Genomic DNA, 21,992 nt, shown 5'->3' with positions numbered 1-21,992 from the left:
ATAATTAACTCTGCTTATATGATATTTTATTGTAATAAAATAAAATTAATATTTTTTAAAAAATATTTTTAAAAATTATAATATATTTTATATATTATTTTATAACCTATTAGCTCTATATTAATTATCTATTTGATATGTTTTTTAAGTAAATTATGTATTAATATTGGTGTTTATAAAACTAGTTTTGTAGAGCTAATATATAAAGATATTATAGTAATTATTAGAAATCAAATCTTGCATTTTAAATTATAAAAAAACTAAAATCAAATATCTAAAATAATTTATTTTACAAATAAATAGTATTTAATAAGTTTTTTAAGTATTGTAAATATTTTGATGTATGTTGATTGTCTTAATCGTGAGTATGCATTAAAATGATGACTTATATATTATAATAAATATATTATTTTACGTTTTTATAGCATCCACTTAATAAAAAATACTTATAAGTTATTTAGTAGTATTAATATAAAGATTTTTTTAAGATCATATCTTTTTAGATATTATCTCATTTTATTTTTCAAGTTTTCTTATTTATCTAAAAACGTGTGCATAAAATTAAGCAAAAAGTTCTAAATAGTTAAAATTAGCAAAAAAGTTTAGTCTCAATATGATTGAGCAATAGCTATGAATGTAAATGTTATGTGTGTAGTATTTCTAGTTAGCATGTAGGTATTTTATATATGCTACGTATTCTTCTAAGAATCTTTTACTGTTTATAGTAATCGCAAGTAATACGTGTATTATTTGTTTTAAAAAATAATATTTTTTAGTTTATTTATAAATTATTTAATAATCAACCCTATAAGTCTAAAATAGAAACTACTACATTATTAACACTAATTAGGAAGATCTTTTATTGATTATTACAATAACATATATGATATTATTGCTAATATAAAGTATAATAATGCTTATAGTGCTACATATAAGAATTTAGCTACATTTTGTTATAGTAATATATAGGTATATATTTAGAGCTTAAGAAATATAATAACATGTTTTGCTGCATCAATAGATATTGTATATATTTTGTAAAATAAAATTAGATAACACTATTTATAATATAAAATATTTTTATATTTAATAAATATTAAAAACTAGTTTGATATATCTAATAATTTGAATTAGTTACAAATAACAATATTTTCTTAATTTAGTATTATACATTATCTGTAACGATAAATTAACTTAGCTCATTATAGCTGAAATCTTGTCTTAATGTACAAAATACTGTCAATTATGTAAATAATATAGGCATCTTTTATTATTTATAATAACGCTTATATTCTTAGTCAAGAATAATTATTTTTAGACATATAAAAGGTATTAATAGCGTAGGATCTATTCTAATAATAATTACACTTATACTTATTTTTATACACGTAACTACAAAGTGTATATTTTATTTAAGGTAGAGTAGGGTTATCTAAAAGTATGTTACAACTTTTTTTAAAAATGTGACAGTTTTTGGATTCAGTTAATTTCTAGTAATAATCCTAATACTTTATATCTTTTAAGACTGTTACTATAACATTAAGAATAATTTTTCTCTTTGCTATTACTAATAATATTGAAAGTAATTAAGTAATAAATGAGTGACCTCTTTTATTATAAATCAATTGAATAATATCATCTTATTCAAGATTTAATATTTATTTTTTATCATTTATTAAATACTTGAAAAGCTAATTGTATATTATTAATATATTTAAAATATAATATAACTAAACTGTTGGTCTGTATTTTTTAAAGTACTATTTAAGTGCATTATATTCTATGTATTGATAATGATATTAATGTATTTTGAAAAAACTAAAAAATTTTTTAATTTTGAGCAAAATTTTGCAAATTATTTTTAATAAAATGATTTCTCTGTAATAACTTTTTTATAAAATATTTCGTGTTTTACGGGCTAATATTTATTTTAAACAAATCATAGCGCATAAAATAATATTTTTTAATAGAATCATAATAATAATCTGGAGATAAAAATAATATATAATGTATATAAGAAAAAAGATATTTATGATCTAATATATAATTAATAAATTTTAATATTGGTATTAATACATAGTTGTATTAACTTAATTTAGTTATAATACCAATTATATAACGTTGTTTAAAGAATACTATAATTTTAGTTATGATATTTGCACAATATTAATTTAGCATAATATACTTTTAAATATGCACAACGTAATAAAATAGGTATAACTACTATAACAATCATGATATTTAAATCCTATTACGACTTTTATAATATATTTAGCTAAATAATATAATGTTATATATTTCATTTTAATATTATTGATTTTTAGTAGTATTATTCAATTCAATATTATAAAAACATATTATATTTATAACACTCTCGTTTATAAAATAGTTGCTTATTATTAAATATAATTAGATGTATAATAATAATTTTTAGCAAATTATATATAATTTTATTAATATTTATTGCAATTATTTATTAGATATTCATTGAGACATATTAAAAATATATATTTTTAATAAAGTAATTTTATATTTTCATTATTGTATATATAATATATTTAATTTTAAAAAATAAATATTAATATTATTTATTTAAAATTATATTAATAATTAAATGAAAATATTTATTTAATTATTTATTGTATTGGTATATATAGTAAAATCATTAATTAATTATTTGTCATGCATTTACCTAAATAATAATTTTTATTACATTTATTATTTTACGTTAATATGCTGAGCTTTTAATTTTTGAAAGTAATGTTCATAAATTGCGCTAGCATTATTTCCCACATCATTTTGCCATTCGCCATGAAGAATAGTTTTTGCATCTGGGTATAAATATTTATTATCAGTAATATATTTTGGTAGTAATTTTTGAGCTGCTAAATTAGGTGTGGGATAGCCGATAGTTTTAACAATTTGTGCTGCAACATTAGGACGTAATAAATAGTTAATTAACTTTAAAGCCCCATCTATATTTTTAGCATTTACCGGAATAGATAGACTATCCATCCAAAAAATGCCGCCTTCTTTAGGTACAATAACTTTAAGTGGCATACCAGATTCACGTGCAATAAAAGCAGAACCATTCCAAATCATACCTAAATTAACTTCTCCTTCTATATATGGATGCGCAGGGTTATCAGAGTTGAATGTAAGTACATTAGGCATAAGTTTTTTAAGTTCTTCATAGGCATCTTGAATTTGTTTTCGATTAGTAGTATTACCTGAATATCCTAGTTTTAGTAACGCCATATGAAAAACTTCTCGTGTATCATCAGTCAGTAATAAACTACCTTTATATTGTTTTTTCCATAAATCTCCCCAACTAGTAATACTGGCAGGATCTATATAATCAGAATTAATACCAATAACTGTTGCACCCCATAGATAAGGAATAGAATATTCATTTTTAGGGTCAAAGGGTTTATATAATAAATTTTTATCTAAATTATGTAAGTTACTAAGCTTGCATTTATCTATTTTTTTAAGCATACCTGCCTTACTCATTTTAGCAACAAAATAAGTAGAAGGAACAATTAGATCATATGTGCTATTATGATATGTTTTTAATTTAACATACATAGTTTCATTTGATTCGTAAGTTGAATAAACTACCTTGATACCTGTTTCTTGGGTAAATTGTTCTAAAAGTTTAAGAGGTACATATTCAGTCCAATTATAAAAATAAATAATATTATTTTCATGTGTTTTATGTGTTTGATCAGTAGCTATTGCAATATTAATTACGAAAGATAATAAAATAACAATACTTACTAGAAGTAAACACTTTTTCATTTAACATATCTCTGTAGTTAAAACATTATAAAGATAAAAACTTTATTAATTTTATATAAAATTTTTGATAATATAACAAATATATTATATGAATTTTAGTTATTTAATATCATTATTCTAATTGCATTATTATTTAATAATAAATTTTTATAAAAAATCTATATACTTTAATCAAATAATATTCATATGAATATAATCAATAATTATAATCAACGATATGCTGTATTGATTAATTTAGAATGTCAAGTAATATTATTTATGATAGCTTTCAAATAGTTATTGCCATAATTAACTAAAATCATAAATATAACTTTTTTATATTTATATAAATATCTTGTTATTATATAATTACATATAAATATTTTAAATATAAAAATATTTTTTAATAAAAAGATTTATTATTTTAGTACAATATCTTATAGATCTATGTTTTATTTTAACATATTAAATATTATATTTACATTATTGTTTAGTAATCTAATGCAACATTTATATATAAATATAATTACTTTGTAAATAAAATCATTTAATGAAGTATATAATTTTTATTGATTGTTATCAATATAATTTAGTCTTATTTAATAGTTAACATATTTTATGAAATGAATTGAATTTTAATTAAAAATAAAATGCAATTATTATAACTTTTATTATAAAATATAATTTATAATGAAAATTATTGAATATACATAAACTTGGATATTTAAATATCAAGTTAATTATCATATCTTTATAAATATATATTTATATTAACTCTTGATTATTTTATAAAATTTATTTTACTTATCATTATTATAAGTTATAAATATTGATATTATACAATAATAATAATGATTGATAATATATAATATATCACTGCATTATTAAATAATATATATTTCTATATGTATTCCTTAATAAGAAAATAATTAATAGTATTATTAATATAAAACTTAATTAATATAATTAATTGTATAATCATGTTAAAAGTTTTATGTAAAACTATAGTAAAAAAATAAAATAATGATTAATTAAATATTTTATATTTACTTAATATCTTATTAAAAATATATATAAAGTATAAATTTAATATAAAAATTTTAGTAATCTTTATAAATTATAATATCATAGATATATAAATTACTTATTAATGCCTACCTTTATATTTATAATAAAAGACATTATATGAATAAGATATTACAAAATATTACTATAGCTAAGATTATTTTTAATTTATATTGAGATTAATAAATATAAGAAAATATTCTAAATAAATATATTAGCTCTTATAATTATTGTTATAAATATAGTAAATAAATTATAATGAATATTTTCAGTTAAAATAGCAGATATCATAAAAAATATATTTATATGATAATAATAAGTTTCAGTATATCGTTATTATTTTAACTTATTATATTACAGAATAACTTACTATTATTTTTTAAAATAGTATTTATATGTTTATTTTTTTGCAAAAAAATATTATTGAATTATTTTTAATATTTGTAATATACTAAAATGACTAACATAGTAAGAGTGCATCTAAATTAATAATTTATTACGATTACCATAATTATTATACTTAACTATATTATTTATTAATTTTTTATTTATGAATTTTAATTATTATTTTGAATATTATATTTTTAAGTAAAAATCTTAATATATTTTATATTAAAAACGAGTTAAACTTATATTTTATACTTATTAATTATTTAGATATAACAAGATGTATTAATATTATGTTGCCTTAATTATATATTTTACTTAACTAATTAGTTAAGTAATTTTATCATTAATAATGATAAAATATTTATTAGTACATTAATATTATTAATAACAATTATTGAATGGTATCATTTTCTAATATAAATAAATTCTTACAAAGAATATATAAAAGTAAAATCAATGTTATCAATAAGTTATAATGTTCTTCATATTAATGAGTGATAATACAATTATGATGCCATATGATTTCACCTGTTCTTACCAACATAAGCTGCATATTAATTTGAGGTGATTGTGTGTCACCTATTGCTACACCATACAGTACATATTGTGCATTAACGATATGTCCTAATTCAATAGATTTACGACGTGAACCTAAACTATCTTCTGAAGATAATCCAAGAGCATGTTTAGCAAAAATAATTTTATCATCAGAAATAAGTGTAATTTTATTGCTATTCTGTAGTATTTGTTTTATTACCACAGTAGCATTAGATGTATCTAGATTGCCATTAGTTTGATTATGTATATGATCCACTAAAATGATACTATTGATTTTAATTTCTTTTAAAAAAATTATTTCCTTAATTAAAGGAGCTAGACAAGCCCTCCAGTTGAGGATTTTAGTTGTAGGTTGCATTGGTAAGGGCATAGTTAATTTCAGTTGTTCTTTCGGTATAATAATAGAATTAGGTAAAAATTGTTGATTGTGTATTTGTTGTTGATGTTGTATAATATATTTACTATTGCTTTTATTAATACCTTGACAATTTACTAGCATACATATAGACAATATTATCAATAAAAACTTTTTCATTATTTTGTCCAAGTACGTATAAAATATGTTATGAATTTAAATTATTTATTTAAAAAACTAATAAGTTAAATTATTATCAATATAATTTCGTCAAAATCATAGAACTTCTTAATCTATTAAGATTGTCTACTTATTATTAATATTGTATATGGTAAATAAGCATTTTTGTATAATGTCATATAAATAAAAAATATTATATATTAATCATTAATAAATTATCTGATATTACTTCTAATATTTTATTTAAATTATTTTCCTGTAAAAAGAGAATATATATTAACTTAGCTAGTATAATCTTATTAAGAATGTTTTAAAAAACTATATTATTATTTAGTAATATAGTTTTATTAATTAGTGATTAGTAATATTATTACTTGCCTTTAACAGTGCTTATATTCCATTCTTTTATACTAAAATAAAATTATTATATATAATATAATTTTATTATAAAAATCCATATAATTTAAGTAAATAATTATATTATTGTATAATAATTAATATAAATTATTATTAATCAATCATTCAATAAATAATAAGAGAACTATTATATAGTTAATATTAATATATTTAAAAATTAATAATTTACTTATTAATATAAGTAATACTACCTTTTTGATCAAGTAAAGATAAAATATTAAATTTATATTCAAAACATGTTATTTATATAAGAGAATTATTATAATTTAGTGATAATATTATACTAAAATTATAATTTTGATAAATGTATGATTAGTTAGAACATTAGTAAAATTAATCATTTAATCTTACTCAAGATGATATAATAAATAATATTATGCATATATTTTTCAAATCAGTATATACTGATTATCATAATAAAATTTAGCATATATAACATAATATATATTTCAAAAAATATTTTTATATTATTCGATTAATAAATGTTTATTATTATAAGTAATATATAAAAAATAATTAATACTGACTAATATGTATTAGTCTTCTTAGTGACATTATATATTAATATATTTTTTATGTGTTAACTTATTCTATTAATTTTAATAATTAATAAAATTATTATATATATTAAATGTCGCTGCATTATTTAATCAAAGTACATTATTAATAATGCTACTTTAAGTATACAAATTATATTTTCTATATTATTACAACTAAATAAAATTAGTTGAAATATTTTTAGTTGTATTAAAAATAATGACTCAATATAACAAGAGAAATAAAAAACTATTTTTAATAGATACTATAATTTAGTTAGTTATACATACCAAATTAATATATTAATTTTATTAATTATACTTTTTAATATATGTTAGTTAAAATATTTTATTCAAATAATATTATTATATAAATTTTTAATTTTTTAAAATAGTGATATGTATATTATTGATGTGTAGATAAATAATATTTGTTTAAAAATTTATATTTTATATATAAATATATCAATATTTTAAATATTTTTTATTTATTAGTTGATTTATATAATATTAATAATATATGTATCTTCATACAAAGAATACCTTTGTAATTATTAATAATATATATATGATAATAGCATCACATATTATTTAATATACTATTATTATTAAAAATAATAGTACTATAATTATATATATTTTTTATAAAAATACATAAAAACATTAATTGCAAATATATAATTATCTATTTTAAATAATTTTTTATTATTAATCTTTATTAATATTTTTTATAAAAGCTTTCAAATATCTGATGTGAGTAATATCATATATTTTTATAAAAATAGTAACGAGAAGATAGAAATATATCTTATATTCTTGTTTGCATAAAATATATACTAAAGTTATTTATCGTGAAATATAATGAGATTTTTTTATTAAAAAATAATCTATTTTATTACTATTATTTAAAGATATAAATTGGATAATATATAAACTATTGTAATTAAATAACATTTTTAAATAAATATAATAACATATAGAATTAAAATTTTCATTAGTTATAAATAAAATATTTAAAAATTCTTATAATAATTAGTATTATTAAATATATTATTCTTAATATATTGATTGATTGTATATTTGTTATATACATAAATAATTATTATTTAATCAATAGTTTATAAATTAGTAAAATTTTTATTTTTAGAGAATCATTTGCTATCAAAAATTTTTGATATTTTAGATATTCGATAGAATTACAAAATTATCTAGAATGTCTGATTATTTATTAAATAATAACCTTTAATATTTTAATTTATATCTTATAAATTATTAAATATAATAGCATATATTTAATAATATATATTTTATAAACTTAATATTCCATTTTATGGTTATAGTCTTATTCAGTGTAATATAGTGGTTTTACTGTATTATAAGTAATCTTTAAAAGATAATACATATTAGATGTATTTATAAAAAGTTATCTTGAATATACATTAAAGTTAAAATTATATGTTATATAAAAATATAATATCCTAAATAATTTAGGCATTAGTAGTGTAATATATTAATATTAATCGTTAAGATATGATGATATATCAGTATTAAAACATTAAAAAATATTTTTTAAATACATCATTAATATATTTTTAAATATCAATAATGTAAAGAATATAATAACAACTATATCTTTAAAAAGATTTTTAAGATATGCTATTCTTTATAAAAAATGTTTGAATATATCTTGATATTAACTTAAGATAATTTTTTTGATAAAAAACTTAAAAAATTTATATAATATTATAACTTAAGTGAACAGTATCATTAAATATCTTTATAAAGATATGTTAACTAATTAAATATTTTTTTAGTAATTTAACATTAGACTTAGCTATTAAGCGTTAATATTAAAAATAATATTAAAATATTTATTATTTAGTAGAAATAAATACAATGTAATCTTAATTGAAGAGACATAATATTCTATATTATATATTCTTAGTATCTTTTAATATATATTAACTTTGCTAAATATATTAACATCTTACATAAAAATAGATAATATGACTTATTTAATAAATACTAAAATAGTATTTAGATATAATATAAAATTCTACAAAAAATATATAAATAAACTAAATAATCAAGTAATTTTATTATTTTTATGTTACTTAAAATACATTAAATAAAAAAATTACTTGCTATCAGATATAGAGTGTGTAATACAATATATAAGTAAATGAGGTAAAGTGCTGTATATATGTGGCATCTCTAGTAAAGACGTTTTAAGTAAATACCATAGCGTTAATTATCACTTCTCTAGCGATTCTTATCTTAGTGCCTCAAGCAGCAACTACTCTAGTTTGTCTGTCTAATGCCTTATAGCGTTTTAAAAATTTAAAGGAAATACTCAAAGATGTCTAAGATACAAGGTCAAGTCAAGTGGTTTAACGAAGCCAAAGGTTTTGGTTTTATAACACCTTCTGATGGAAGTAAAGACGTATTCGTTCATTTTTCTGCAATCCAGGGTAATGGTTTCAAAACTTTATCTGAAGGGCAGCAAGTAGAGTTTGAAATACAAGATGGTCAAAAAGGACCATCTGCAATTAATGTAATAGCTATATAACAAAAGTATCAGCCATAAAAAACCCGCATTATGCGGGTTTTTTATGGCTGATACTTTTCTATGAGAAGATATTATTATCAATTAATGAATATAAAAAATTTTTTATCTAATATTTAGAATATTAAATCACTATTTAGTTAATCAGTAAAATTGATGTATATCAAAAAATAATATTTAATATATAACAAATAAATATAAAAATATAAATAATATTTAATTTATTTATAATAATATATTAAATAATAATACATAGTTTAACTGTATATATTAGAACAAATAAAATTTTATCACATAAATATAAATAAAAACTTATTTACATATTATTTATTATATTTTTTATAACGTAATATTTATTGTATTTTAGATAAAAAATAAAAGATGTATCATGCTATACATATATAAATATCAGTAATTAATAATAAAGATATTTTAAGAAACAACCTTATTTGCGTATATTGATAAATTTTATATAAACAAAATTAATTAAACATGTTTAACTTAAGTACTATAAAAGTATATATATTAAGATATTATGCAGTATCATACGAAATATATTTAATTTAAAATATATAAAGTATATTATATTTTAGTATAACTTATCTAGTAATTTATAATTATACAATAAATAAAAAATAAATGCTCTATATTAATTAAGTATATTTTCCATAAAATTAATTACTGCATTATATCGTTTACACTGTCTAGCTATTAAAAATAAATTATATCAAAATCAAATAATAAATTGTACAATATATCGAATATCAAACATTACTACATATTATTTTAAATAAATATATAATAATATACTATATATAATACAGATAATAATAGCACAATATACATTTCAACAACATAAATATATTATTGATATATATGATTCCAAAATAATAATATTTAGCATTTAATAAATTTTTAAGAAATGTGTAGTTTTGATCATTATTAATTGAAATAGTAGTGTATAATAATAACAATAATTGTAAAAAAATAATTTATTAAATTATATAATAAAGGTTACATAAATATGATGTGTCTTAATATTATAGGAATAAACTCAAAATATTTTTTATTCTGCTTAATAAAAGATTATTAATATCAATAAATAATATAAATGTATTTGTAAGCCATTGCGTTTAAAATAATCATATATTAAATAATAAATAGTATTATAGATAAATTTATAAGTATATTACAAAATAAATTAAAGAACTTCATTCATTACCATTATATAGTATTATCAAGATGTTAGATAGCAAATTATTTATTAAATAGTCTTATTAAAATATAACATAACACATAAAATGTTTTGATTGCATAATATAACTGATACAGTTGGTTATTATAGACTGTACAGTATAATTTTAATTAAAATAGAAAGGAGGTAATTAATGAATAGTATTGCTATTATAATTAGCACGCATGGAACAGCAGCAGAACAATTACTAAAAACTACAGAAATGTTATTAGGTAAACAAAATAATGTTGCTTATATCGATTTTAGTCCTGGTGAAAATACTGATACATTAATTACAAAATACAATGAAAAACTAATGCATCTAAAATCTAGCCAAGGTGTTATATTCTTGGTTGATACTTGGGGTGGTAGTCCCTTTAACGCCGCTAGTAATATTGTTACTAATAAAAATAATTATCAAGTTATTACTGGTGTTAACATACCTATGTTAATTGAACTTTTTATGGCTCGTGACGATCATATTAGTTTTGATGAATTGGTTTTATTGGCCATAGAAACAGGTCGCGCAGGTATTCGTATGTTAAATGCAAAAAAATCTATATCAGTAACACCTTCTCTTGTTAAGACTACCATTTCTACACCATCTATTTTATTAAAACCTACCAATCATATGAAAATATGCTTAATACGTATAGATGATCGTCTAATACATGGACAAGTAGCTACGTGTTGGACGAAAGAAACTAATGTAAACCGCATTATTGTTGTAAGCACTGAAGTTGCTGCTGATCCTATACGTTCTACCTTACTGAAACAAGTTGCACCTCCGGGTGTTACTGCTCATGTAGTTGATGTAGACAAAATGATCCGGGTTTATAATAACGTAGATTACGCCAAAGATAGTGTTATGTTACTTTTCAACAATCTAACAGACATTGTACGTTTTATAGAACGTAGTAGTATAAATATTAAATCTATAAATATCGGTGGTATGGCTTTTCGAAAAGGTAAGATACAAATCACTAGTGCAGTATCAGTAGATAACAAAGATATTGAAGCATTAAAAATATTAGATGCGCGTGGCATTGAATTAGAAGTACGTAAGGTTCCTAATGAAAGTCGCCTTAATATGATGGATTTACTCAAGAAAATTAATAATAGCTAAATAGATATTTATTAATTTTTGTATCTAAAATAAGATTTTTTTGAATAAAAAGGAGAAATGCAATGGAAATTACAACACTGCAGATTGTACTGATATTTCTTGTTGCATGTATTGCAGGCATTGGTTCTATTTTAGATGAATCTCAATTTCATCGTCCGTTAATTGCTTGCACCCTTATTGGTATTGTATTGGGTGACATTAAAACTGGGGTAATCATAGGAGGTACTTTGGAAATGATTGCTCTTGGCTGGATGAATATCGGCGCTGCAGTTGCTCCTGATGCTGCTCTTGCCTCAATTATTTCTACGATTTTAGTTATTGCCGGTGGACAAAGCGTAGGTGCTGGTATTGCACTAGCCATTCCATTAGCAGCTGCTGGTCAAGTGCTTACTATTATTGTTCGTACTATTACTGTAGGTTTTCAACATTGTGCTGATAATGCAGCGAATCGTGGTGATTTACGTGCAATTAATTTACTACATTGTTCTGCGTTAATATTACAAGCTATGCGTATTTCTATTCCAGCTGTTATTGTAGCCTTCTCTGTAGGTACTGATGCTGTTCATTCTATGCTGAACGCCATTCCTACAATTGTAACTTCTGGTTTAGCTATTGCAGGTGGTATGATAGTTGTTGTTGGTTATGCTATGGTTATAAATATGATGCGTGCGGGATACCTAATGCCATTTTTTTATTTAGGTTTTGTTACTGCTGCTTTTACCAATTTTAACTTAGTTGCATTAGGTGTACTAGGTATAATTATGGCAATTCTGTATATCCAGCTAAGTCCTAAATATAATCAATCTCAAGTTATTAAAATTACTGAAAGTAATAATGACCTTGATAATACATTAGATTAATAAGGTATACAAAATGGTTAATAAAACAACATTGATTACAAATAACAATATGAAAACAAAATTAACAGCAGGTGATTTAGGTAAAGTATTTTTAAGATCTAACTTATTACAAGGTTCATGGAATTTTGAACGTATGCAGGCATTAGGTTTTTGCTTTTCTATGGTACCAGTCATTCGTCGTTTGTATCCAAAAAATACAGATGATCGAAAACAAGCTATGAAACGTCATTTAGAATTTTTTAATACACATCCATATGTTGCTACTCCTATTTTAGGTGTTACTGCAGCAATGGAAGAACAAAGAGCTAATGGCGCCTCTATTGATGATGGCGCTATAAATGGCATTAAAGTGGGTTTAATGGGGCCATTAGCTGGTGTGGGTGATCCAATATTTTGGGGTACTTTACGTCCAGTATTTGCTGCTTTAGGTGCAGGTATTGCAATGACTGGAAGCGTTCTAGGTCCATTATTATTCTTTATATTATTTAATTTAGTTCGTTTATTAGTCTGTTATTATGGGGTATCTTATGGATATAAGAAAGGTCTTGATATAGTTAATGATATGGGTGGAGGTGTTTTACAGAAATTAACAGAAGGAGCATCTATTTTAGGACTTTTTGTTATGGGTGCTTTAGTAAATAAATGGACACATGTTAATATTCCACTAGTAGTTACCCATATTACTGATCAAGCTGGTAATACTACAGTAACAACTATTCAGACAATTTTAGATCAATTAATGCCAGGTTTAATACCATTATTATTGACCTTTAGTTGTATGTGGCTTTTGTATAAAAAAATTAATGCATTATGGATTATTATAGGATTTTTTTTAATAGGAATTTTTGGTTGTTGGAGTGGTTTACTGGGCTTATAATCTAAACCGGATAGAATAAAATCTATCCGGTTATTTTTATACCTATATTTATAAGTAATAATTTATGTTATAAACATTAAATTATTTTTAATATAAAGATACAAAAAAATTTATTAAATAAATATTAATTGTATATTCTTGTTTATTTATTAAATAATTTATATATACGTAATATTTTAAAATCAATTATGCTATATTTAATTAGTTAGTTAACTTTTTATTATATTATATATAATCATGTAAGATATTTGACTTTAATATTTCTAATTTTTTAGTACTAATAGATATAAATTAGATATTTATTAGTATTTTAACATATTCATTTTTTAAACATACTACTTACTTAGCATCATATAGATTTTATAAAATTATTATAATAGACGATGTGTGAAAATATAAATATCGCATCAAAGAATATATATTAATTGTGCGAATCAATTTTTATTAAAAATTAAATTTTATAATAATAACATCATTATAATAAATATTTAAATATAAGAAGAAAATATTTGTATATGTATTTTCTAACTGTATTAAATTTGATATTAAGAACTGGATTTATGTTAAATATATAGATATGTAATATTTAATTTAGTGAAATATACCTATTGTTTAGTATGATATTATAATTAATTATTATCAATAATAATTTTTTCTAAAAATATATTTATATTAAATTATAATATAATATACTTTTGACGACTTAAATAATTTTAGCTATTATTAATATAGTTAATTATTCAGTGTAAATTTTACTAAAAATTATTAAATACATTGTAACTATAATTGTATTAATAGATTTTAAGATACAATAACAGACTACAATCAATATATCATAGGAAGCTCCTAGAAATTGTTTAAAAGATAAATCAAAGAGATTGCTAATAAATGTGTATATACTAGAATAAGTAATAATACAATATTAGTAATAATAATATTGTTAAGTTGTTTAAGTTAGAATTATTTTAAAAATAAAAAATACTTTAATTAGTGTCTTAAAATATACAAATATATGTAATTTTTTATTTAGAGTAATAGCATAAAATTATTTTTATACTTATGACAAGTAATATTATGATAGTTAAATTATTTTTTATTTAATTATATAATTGTTTTTATTATATGATAATTGATATATTAAAAATAATTATTTAATAATTTGTATTGTTTAATAAAAATTTTACGCTTAACAATATAAATAAATTAAATATATTTTTAACTAGCAATTAATATGTAATAAATTATATTAAATAATTTATTTCATTACTAGTATAGTTCTATTAATATTAATGTAATGTTGGTAACTATGGATAGTTATTAAGATAAAGATAACATATAGTAAAATATTTATTAAAAAAATACAGTATTTAAATATTTGTCTTTCTTCTTTTTATAAAACACCGATTATATTTAATAAATACTTATGCAAGTATATCATAAATATTTAAAAACATAAATTTTAAAAAATACATAACAATTATGTAATACAATATAATATATTTTAATACAATGAAATGAAATGTATTTTTTAATAACTAAATATGAATAATATTTTTAAAAAATTCAAAAATTTTAATATTTATATTATTTATATACTATAAATATTTAAATTTTTTATTTTATTATTTTGAATATTTTTTAGATTTTTGTTGCAATGTTATTTACTGTTTTACAAAATTATTTATATTAAAAAATATATTATTTATTATATAATAATTTTTAATATAAAAATACTTATATAGTGTTATTAGTTAATTATTTTGACGTTTTATATAAAATATTCTAATATAAATATTTATAATATATAGGTTTTACTTTATATTCAGTTTTGTATTTAATGTTAATTATAGTATCTAGTATTACTAATATTAATACAAATAAGATAATACTACAATAGTTATGAACTAATAATAGTATTAATAAATATATCTTAATATAATAGTATTATTAAATACTAATCTATATGATATTTATCATTAATTACTTATTTATTAAGTATATTAATATTATTTATATATAACGTTAAATACATTATTATAATAATATCGTATATTATTATAATAATAAAATAATTACTTTATATAAAACATATAAAACATTGATTAATATTTTTTTTAATTAGTATTAATTATTAATATAAACAATTAAATTATGCAGTATTTTGTTAAAAAATTTTTTAAAATCTAAAAAAATTAAAGATATAATATCTGATATATCTTTTAATAAAAAATGATTTTATGTGAATATAAACAATATTATATATAGATATAATTATAGTATAGACAGTAATTAATATATTATAATAATTTAATAATTATAATATATTAAAATTAAAAAATTTTTAAAAATTAATATTTATTTATTTTTTATAAAATATCTTATTAATGTAGTATTAATTAAAACTATAATAATTTACATAGTTTTATTATTTTATGTAATCTTTGTCATCTCAATTTTTAACTATATAATTTATGATAATTACTATATATTATATACAATGATGCATTACATATATTATATTAAATATATAATGCATTTAACATGTTAAAATAATAAACTTTACAAATAGTAACTATTTATATACAATATATTTATTGTAAAGTTTAATTGTAAATTAATAAAACATCATATTTAATATAGTAAAAACTATATTTAATATATTATATTTTTTATATAGTAGTTAATTTCTTTGATTATATTTGATATTATTTTATGGTACTAAATGACTAAATATTTATATTTCCCTAATTTTAATCCGGTTATCTTTTCTATAGGACCCGTATCTCTGTATTGGTATGGATTAATGTATGTATTAGGTTTTGTGTTTGCTTTAATTTTAGCTTTACATCGTGCTAATAAAACAAACAATGATTGGACGAAAGATGAAGTTGAAAATCTTCTTTATTTAAGTTTTTTAGGAGTTTTTCTTGGTGGTCGCATTGGTTATGTACTATTTTATAATTTTTCTTTATTTCTTGAAAATCCATTTTACCTCTTTAAGATTTGGGAGGGTGGTATGTCATTTCATGGTGGTTTAATTGGAGTTATATTAGTCATTTTATTTGTTGCAAAACATAGCAAACGTAATTTTTTTCAAATTGCTGATTTTATTGCTCCATTAATACCATTTGGCTTAGGTGCAGGACGTTTAGGTAATTTTATTAATGGTGAACTATGGGGACGTGTTAGTATAAATACTAGTTGGGCAATGTTATTTCCTAGATCCCAAAAAGAAGATATGATATTAGCTAATCATAATATGCAGTGGCAAAATATTTTTAATAAATATGGAATGTTACCTCGTCATCCTTCACAATTATATGAAATGCTATTAGAAGGAGTATTACTATTTATAGTATTAAATCTATTTGCTTGTAAAAAATATCCTCCCATAATGGGATCTGTTTCTGGATGGTTTCTTATAGGTTATGGTGTGTTACGTATTTTAGTTGAATTTTTTCGAGAGCCAGACATCCAAATTGGACTTTTTTATAATTGTATTAGTATGGGACAAATTTTATCTATTCCAATGATTATTTCTGGTATATTTATAATAATATGGGCTTATCTTCGCTCTTAGCAACAAAATAATATTTACTTAATATTTATATAATTATCTCTTATTTCTATATATTAAGACAATTTAATAATATAATGTTGTTGAGGTAACATGAAACAATATCTTGATTTAATCAAATTAGTACTATCTGAAGGAACAAACAAATCTGACCGAACAAAAATTGGTACTTTATCTATTTTTGGATGTCAAATGCGTTTTAATTTAAAAAATGGTTTTCCATTAGTGACTACTAAATACTGCAATTTACGTGCTATAATTTATGAATTATTATGGTTTTTGAAGGGAGATACTAATATTGCTTACTTACGTAAGCATAATGTAAATATTTGGAATGAATGGGCTAATAAAAATGGTGATCTTGGCCCTATATATGGTAAACAATGGCGTTCTTGGGAAACTATTCATAGTTCTAAAATTGATCAGATTAGTAGAGTTATAGAACAATTACAAAAAAACCCTAATTCGCGTCGTATAATTGTTTCTGCATGGAATGTTGGAGATTTAGATAAAATGTCACTAGCTCCTTGTCATGCTTTGTTCCAATTTTATTGCTCTAATAACAAGTTATCTTGCCACCTTTACCAACGTTCTTGTGATGTATTTCTTGGATTACCTTTTAATATTGCTTGCTATGCTCTTTTATTACATATGATAGCGCAACAGTTAGATTTTGAACTAGGTGATTTTATTTGGACCGGAGGTGATACTCATTTATATAATAATCATATGGAACAAATATATCTTCAACTGAGTCGTAAACCTCGTATTTTACCTAAATTGTTTATTAAACGTAAGCCAGCATCTATCTTTGATTATTGTTATGAAGATTTTGAAATACAAAATTATAATCCGTATCCTAGTATTAAAGCACCAGTAGCTATTTAATCGCTATAATATTGATTTCATAATAAATAAAAACTATTAAATGATTTTTTATATTATATCTTTATCTAATCATTATTTAATAATATATATTAAGATATATTTTAAATATATTTTATTACTAATCTTCAAGACTTATAATTATCACATGAAAACTATAGTCTAGATTTTATTATATAAAAATACTAAAAATATTATTTAATAATTATCTTTAAAATTATAAAAAATATTATTTATGATAACAAATAATATTTTATGATCAATAAGGTTGATAATAACTTTATTAAGTAACTGTTCATATATATTTATTGAAAATAAATATAGAATAAATATTTCATATATCATAATATCATTAATAAATATATAAAATATTGACTTTTATATTTCTGATGATATATAACAATATATACTATGCAAAAACTTTAATTAATTTATAATGACTGAATTATTTTAGTTATTACATAAGTCAAATCAAACATTAGTATATAAAAATAATTAACAATATAAACATTAAATAATATACTGAATATATAATAATATCTATTTAATACATTGATAAAAATCAATATATTACTGCAATATAATTATTAATTATATTAAATCTCTACCAATTATTATTTAATATAATAAAATTATTAATGTATTCATAAAATAACTTATGCCAATCTATACTGATTTTGTATAAAAGATGTTAATATATTATATACACATAACATATAATATTTCAAAATTCTATTTTAGAATGAATTTTATTATATTTAAGGTTTTAATATATAGCAAATAAAATAATTATATGAAAGATTATTAATCATAGTGATTGTAATAAATTAAATTATAATATAATATATATTATTGTAATATATAATTTTATAGCATTAATAAAAGTTGGATTAATAAAATCATAAAGATTATAATAATTATCTAACTAAAATAGTGTAAATGTTATATAAAATATCTTATGTTATTATACAATGATTTTAATTGTTTATTATTATATTAATATATTTTTTATATATTTATTTCTATAATAATGTTTTTGCATAAAAAATGCTATGTTAAATATAGTTTAACTAGATATTTTATTATTAAGAATAAAAATACTATAATAAGCTATATCATTATATAGTTATTAATTAATAATAATATCTTTTAAGAGATTAAGAGAAATAATAATTATTCAGTATTTTATAAAAAAATATCAAAAACTTTAGTATTATAATCAATATATAGATTATTTATATTATAAGTATAAGTATAATACTTATTACATGAGTAATTTACATGAGTAATAAATTATTTTAAATACATAATTTTTATTGCAATAAAAGAGATCATTAATATAATTAGATATAAAAATTTATTGATTATTAGTTAATTAAATTAATTTTTTATATATTTTATATATTTAAATTATTTTTATTTAAAATTAATACAAGTAAAATAAAAATAATATAATTGACTATGATATATAATAATATTTTACTAATTAGTAAAACACTAAAGTTATTTTATTATTAATCACTAAAAAATTAATATTTAAATAAATTAATTATATATGTTTTTTATAAAAAATATATGATATCATGATTTAGTATAAATAATATTTGTAATAAAATGATACATTTCTCTATACTAAAATTAAGCAATACTTACTAATATGATATTATATCCTATAAATAATTTAAAGTACATACATTATATATGATTACAATCATCAATTATATATTTAGTAAGTACATAAAATTCTTTGCATGCATTAAAAAATCAATTAATTAATATTAAATTAACTATATTAAATGAATTAATCTATAATAATAATTTACAAAATACTACAATAAGTTAAAATATTTATTTCTATATATATTTTATGAAATTAAAAATATTATTCATTAATAATTATTGTATACAACCTTGTCATCTAATATATCATTGTTATTTTATAGTAAAATTTTATTTGTTAAGTGCTTTATATTTGTTATATCTTAATAAAGATTAATCACATTAAAATAAAATTATTTATTAAATAATATAAATAATTATATTAATAAAATATATTAAACAGAGATAATATATTTTTATATTATCAATTAATATTCTACTTATTATACTATACTATAATATAGTATATTATCGAATAATATTAATTATTATTAAATATTTAAAAAATAAAAGTATATATAATGTAAAATATTGATAATATATAAAATTTTATTTAATATTTCTAATAAAATATCTACGATATTTTCTAGATCATATTGTATAATTACTATTATAATGAATTTAATATGACAGTTATTAATATAATGTTCTATATAATCGCTTAGTAATAAACTGAGATAATATTCATAATATAATTTTCTAAAAAATCAAATAGTTATTAAAATAATATAATATGATATGAATCAAATTATACTGATATATATAAAATAATTTATTAATAGTTCAATAAAATATTATGATTTCTTATTATTTACATATAAATATATCAATACAAAATATATTTAATATTAAGATAATTATATTATTATGAATAAACTAAAAATAGTATAATTACAAATTACTATGAAATAGTAATAATACTACATATTAAGAGACAAATGTTTATAAAAAATCAATTATTATGTCATAAAAAATATTTTTTACAGTTAAAATAAAAGGCTAGTTAATGTTAAAATTTATTATTTGTCGTTTATTAGCAACTATACCTACATTATTTATTTTAATTACTATATCATTCTTTATCATGCGACTAACACCCGGTAGTCCATTTACTAATGAACGGATATTACAACCTGAATTACTAGCAAATATTGAAGAAAAATATCATTTTAATGATTCAATATGGAAACAATATAGTCAATATATGTTGCAATTAAGCCATGGTAATTTTGGTCCTTCTTTTAAATATAAAGATTATTCAGTTAATGATTTAATTAGTGCTGCTTTTCCTGTATCTGCTAAATTAGGTTTTATCGCATTTATATTAGCAATCATATTAGGATTGACGGCAGGAATATTGGCATCGATCAAACAAAATAGTAAATGGGATTATGTAGTTATGGGGTTTGCAATGATTGGAGTGGTTATACCTAATTTTGTAGTAGCACCTTTACTAATATTAATTTTTGCTATTCAGTTGCGATGGTTACCTGCTGGAGGCTGGAATGGCGGGGATATAAAATTTATGATTCTTCCAATAGTAGCATTATTTTTATCTTATATTGCAAATATTGCTCGTATTACTCGCAGTTCAATGATTGAAATTCTACATTCTAATTTTATTCGTACTGCACGTGCTAAAGGATTATCAATGTACCGTATTATTATTCATCATGCATTAAAACCTGCATTGTTACCGGTAATATCTTATTCCGGGATTACTTTGGTTGGTATTATTACCGGTTCCATGGTAATTGAAACAATATATGGCTTACCTGGTATAGGTAAACTCTTTGTTAACGGTGCTCTTAATCGTGACTACTCTTTAGTTATGAGTCTAACAATTATTGTTGGAATGCTTACTATTCTATTTAATGCGATTATTGATATTCTGTATGCCATTATAGATCCTAAAATACGTTATTGA

General features: G+C 19.3%; 10 protein-coding genes. 8 read left to right on the top strand and 2 right to left on the bottom strand.

Annotated features, from left to right (window positions below):
- Positions 1–2,718 precede the first annotated feature (2,718 nt).
- Positions 2,719–3,801, bottom strand: coding sequence for a spermidine/putrescine ABC transporter substrate-binding protein PotD (gene potD / locus GII40_RS02010; protein WP_226813183.1), 1,083 nt, complete (start codon positions 3,799–3,801; stop codon positions 2,719–2,721).
- A 1,921-nt stretch (positions 3,802–5,722) separates the two neighbouring features.
- On the bottom strand, positions 5,723–6,328 hold the full coding sequence (locus GII40_RS02005) for a penicillin-binding protein activator LpoB (RefSeq protein WP_226813182.1): 606 nt from the start codon (positions 6,326–6,328) through the stop codon (positions 5,723–5,725).
- 3,145 nt (positions 6,329–9,473) lie between these two features.
- Here GII40_RS02005 and GII40_RS02000 point away from each other — a divergent pair.
- The 8 genes from GII40_RS02000 to oppB all read left to right on the top strand — a co-directional run bounded on the left by GII40_RS02000 (position 9,474) and on the right by oppB (position 21,992).
- Positions 9,474–9,599 (top strand): DUF2627 domain-containing protein, encoded by a 126-nt coding sequence (locus tag GII40_RS02000; RefSeq protein ID WP_420885591.1) that lies wholly within the window; start codon positions 9,474–9,476, stop codon positions 9,597–9,599.
- 41 nt (positions 9,600–9,640) lie between these two features.
- Entirely contained in the window at positions 9,641–9,850 is a 210-nt protein-coding gene (gene cspE / locus GII40_RS01995) for a transcription antiterminator/RNA stability regulator CspE (protein WP_226813181.1), read from the top strand.
- A 1,385-nt stretch (positions 9,851–11,235) separates the two neighbouring features.
- On the top strand, positions 11,236–12,207 hold the full coding sequence (gene manX, locus GII40_RS01990) for a PTS mannose transporter subunit IIAB (protein ID WP_226813180.1): 972 nt from the start codon (positions 11,236–11,238) through the stop codon (positions 12,205–12,207).
- Positions 12,208–12,269: 62 nt separating this feature from the next.
- Positions 12,270–13,067, top strand: coding sequence for a PTS mannose/fructose/sorbose transporter subunit IIC (locus tag GII40_RS01985; protein WP_226813179.1), 798 nt, complete (start codon positions 12,270–12,272; stop codon positions 13,065–13,067).
- Between the two features lie 49 nt (positions 13,068–13,116).
- A complete protein-coding gene (locus GII40_RS01980; protein ID WP_226813632.1) occupies positions 13,117–13,944 on the top strand; it encodes a PTS mannose transporter subunit IID in 828 nt (275 codons plus the stop codon).
- Positions 13,945–16,666: 2,722 nt separating this feature from the next.
- A complete protein-coding gene (lgt, locus tag GII40_RS01975; protein ID WP_226813178.1) occupies positions 16,667–17,524 on the top strand; it encodes a prolipoprotein diacylglyceryl transferase in 858 nt (285 codons plus the stop codon).
- Between the two features lie 90 nt (positions 17,525–17,614).
- Positions 17,615–18,409 carry a thymidylate synthase gene (gene thyA, locus GII40_RS01970; protein WP_226813177.1) on the top strand — a complete coding sequence of 265 codons (795 nt, stop codon included), beginning with the start codon at positions 17,615–17,617 and terminating at the stop codon, positions 18,407–18,409.
- A gap of 2,662 nt (positions 18,410–21,071) precedes the next feature.
- Entirely contained in the window at positions 21,072–21,992 is a 921-nt protein-coding gene (gene oppB / locus GII40_RS01965; protein WP_226813176.1) for an oligopeptide ABC transporter permease OppB, read from the top strand.

The sequence above is a fragment of the Candidatus Profftia lariciata genome (assembly GCF_020541265.1).
Taxonomy (GTDB): domain Bacteria; phylum Pseudomonadota; class Gammaproteobacteria; order Enterobacterales; family Enterobacteriaceae; genus Profftia; species Profftia lariciata.
Note: the sequence above shows the minus strand (reverse complement) of the source record. Positions and strands in the feature narration are given on the sequence as shown.